Here is a 2526-nt window from a genome sequence, read left to right on the forward strand (position 1 = left end):
ACGGCCCGCGAGGCGATCCGGCCCCGCCGACTACGGTGTGCGCGTGCCGAAGAGCAGAAACACGTTCTCATCGCTGACCGCCTGGCGGCGCCGGATCGCCTCGCGGGCCGTGCACCGGGGCTGGCGCTGGGTGCAGGAGGCGGGCGCGGTCAGCGCGGAGCGGCCCGGTCGGCTGCGCTTCCGCCGGATCGGCACCGGGACCCGTCTCGCCTTCCCGCAGGGCACGGTTTTCGGCGAGCCGTGGATCGAGCTGGGCGACCACTGTGTCATCGGCGAACAGGTCACGCTCACCGCCGGCATGATGCCGGGACTCGACCTCGGCCCCGACAAGGTCATGACGCTGGGCGACGGAGTGGTGCTGGGGCGCGGCAGCCATGTCATCGCGGACACGACGGTGACCATAGGGCGCGATACGTACTGCGGCCCCTACGTGTACATCACCTCGACCAATCACAGTTACGACGACCCGAAAACGCCCGTCGGCAAGCAGTGGCCCAGGGCCGAACCCGTCGAGATCGGGCCCGGCTGCTGGCTGGGCACCGGCGCGGTGATACTCCCCGGCGCCCGGCTCGGCCGCAACGTGGTGGTCGCCGCCGGAGCCGTCGTACGGGGCGCGGTCCCCGATCACGCGGTGGTGGCCGGTGCGCCCGCCCGCGTCGTGCGCAGCTGGGACCGCGAGCGCGGCTGGCAGCCGCCGCTGCGCACGCCCGCGCCGGTGCCGATCCCGGCGGGCGTCACCCCGGAGCAGCTGCTCGCGCTGGCGGAGCACGCCCCGGAGGCGCGGCCCGCGGCGCCGCCCGAGCCGCGCGACACCTGAACTCGCGCGACACCTGACCCCGCCGGGCCCTGAACGGGCACCTGACCTGCGCGGCACCTGATCCACGCGACATCCGGCCCGCAGTACAGTGCGGTGGACAGCCGGGTGCGTTCCGCGTGACCCATGGCCTTGCGCACGTCGTGCGTGAGGCCCGCGCAGCGCGCCTGTGCCGTCCAACGACCACACCAGACCGCACTAGATCGCACCAGATCACACAGAACGACTTTTTGACCGCAGGGGACGGAACCGTGTCGGACCTCGACCAGCTCACGCAGTCGCTCGCCCGCAACCTCAAGCGCTGGCGCGGCGAGCGGGGCTTCACTCTCGACGCGCTCGCCGCCCGCGCGGCCGTCAGCCGGGGCATGATCATCCAGATCGAGCAGGCCCGCACCAACCCGAGTGTCGGCATCACCGTCAAGCTCGCCGACGCCCTCGGGGTCTCCATCGCCACTCTCCTCGACCACGAGCAGGGCCCCCAGGTCAGGATCGTGCCCGAGGACGGGGCCGTACGGATGTGGTCGACCGCGGCGGGCAGCCGCACCACGCTGCTCGTCTGCACCGAGGCCAGGGGCCCGCTGGAGATGCTGGCGTGGACGCTGAAATCGGGCGAGGCCCGGGTCTCCGACCCGCATCCGCCCGGCACCGTCGAACTCCTCCACGTCACCGCCGGAGAGCTGACGCTCGACGTGGACGGCGCCACGCACCCCGTACCCGCCGGAGCCTCCGCCACCTTCGAGGCGAACGTGGCCCACGGCTACCGCAACGACGGCGCGGACACAGTCGAGATGATCATGACCGTCGCCGTCCCGCCCGCCCGCTGAGAGGGCCGGAGAGCCCGCCGGTCACGGCTGTTAGCGTGACGCCCATGCGCGCGCCCATCGGAAACTTCGCACACTCCACCGCCGCCCCTGACGTCCTCGGCCTGCTCACTCCGCCCGTCGCCGACGCGGTACGGGGCTGGCAGGGCGATGTCCCCGCCGACCAACTGATCTTCGTGGACACGGACCCGGAGATCGCCGACACGGCGGTCTTCGTGGAGCACTACGGCCCCGAGCTGCTCGACCACTCCGCCAACTGCGTCGTCGTGGCGGGCAAGCGGGGCGGCGAGACCACGCTCGCCGCCTGCCTGGTGCTCTCCCGTACGCGCGTCGACGTCAACGGGGCGGTGCGCAGGGAACTCGGCGCGCGCAAGGCGTCGTTCGCCCCGATGGACACGGCCGTCGGCGAGACCGGCATGGAGTACGGCGGCATCACGCCCATCGGGCTGCCCGCGAGCTGGCCGCTCCTCGTCGACTCCGCCGTGCTGGACACCGAGTGGGTCCTGATCGGCAGCGGCCGACGGCGCGGAAAGCTGATCGTGCCCGGCAAGGTCTTCGCCCAGCTGCCCGGCGCCGTGGTCCTGGAGGGCCTGGGTGTCTGACGCCCGCCCCGACCGCCGCCGCCCCCGGCTCGGTCTCAGCCGCCCAGCCGGGGGATCTCGATGGCGGGGCACCGGTCCATCACCATCGCGAGACCGGCTGCCCGCGTGCGGGCGTACGCCTGCTCGTCCACCACGCCGAGCTGGAACCACACGGCCTTCGCGCCGATCTCCACCGCCTCGTCCGCGACGGCTCCCGCCAGCTCGCTGTTGACGAAGACGTCCACCACGTCCACGGGGAAGGGGATCTCGGCGAGCGAGGAGTAGCCCCGCTCGCCGAGATCCCCTTCCC

Annotated in this window: 4 protein-coding genes; 3 read left to right on the plus strand and 1 reads right to left on the minus strand. The window is 72.8% G+C overall.

Features of this window, described 5'->3' with window-relative positions:
- Positions 1-43: 43 nt before the first annotated feature.
- The 3 genes from DVH02_RS32035 (at position 44) to DVH02_RS32045 (ending at position 2237) form a co-directional block, all read left to right on the plus strand.
- Complete coding sequence (locus tag DVH02_RS32035; RefSeq protein ID WP_114627363.1) at positions 44-817, plus strand: acyltransferase; 774 nt, start codon at positions 44-46, stop codon at positions 815-817.
- Between the two features lie 248 nt (positions 818-1065).
- Positions 1066-1638, plus strand: coding sequence for a helix-turn-helix domain-containing protein (locus DVH02_RS32040; RefSeq protein WP_114627361.1), 573 nt, complete (start codon positions 1066-1068; stop codon positions 1636-1638).
- Positions 1639-1682: 44 nt separating this feature from the next.
- Entirely contained in the window at positions 1683-2237 is a 555-nt protein-coding gene (locus tag DVH02_RS32045; protein ID WP_114627362.1) for a YbaK/EbsC family protein, read from the plus strand.
- Positions 2238-2272: 35 nt separating this feature from the next.
- Here the strand turns inward: DVH02_RS32045 and DVH02_RS32050 are convergent.
- A partial coding sequence (locus DVH02_RS32050; protein ID WP_199566490.1) for a CoA-binding protein occupies positions 2273-2526 on the minus strand: 254 nt, incomplete at its 5' end.

The organism is Streptomyces corynorhini (genome assembly GCF_003346515.1).
GTDB classification, from domain to species: domain Bacteria; phylum Actinomycetota; class Actinomycetes; order Streptomycetales; family Streptomycetaceae; genus Streptomyces; species Streptomyces corynorhini.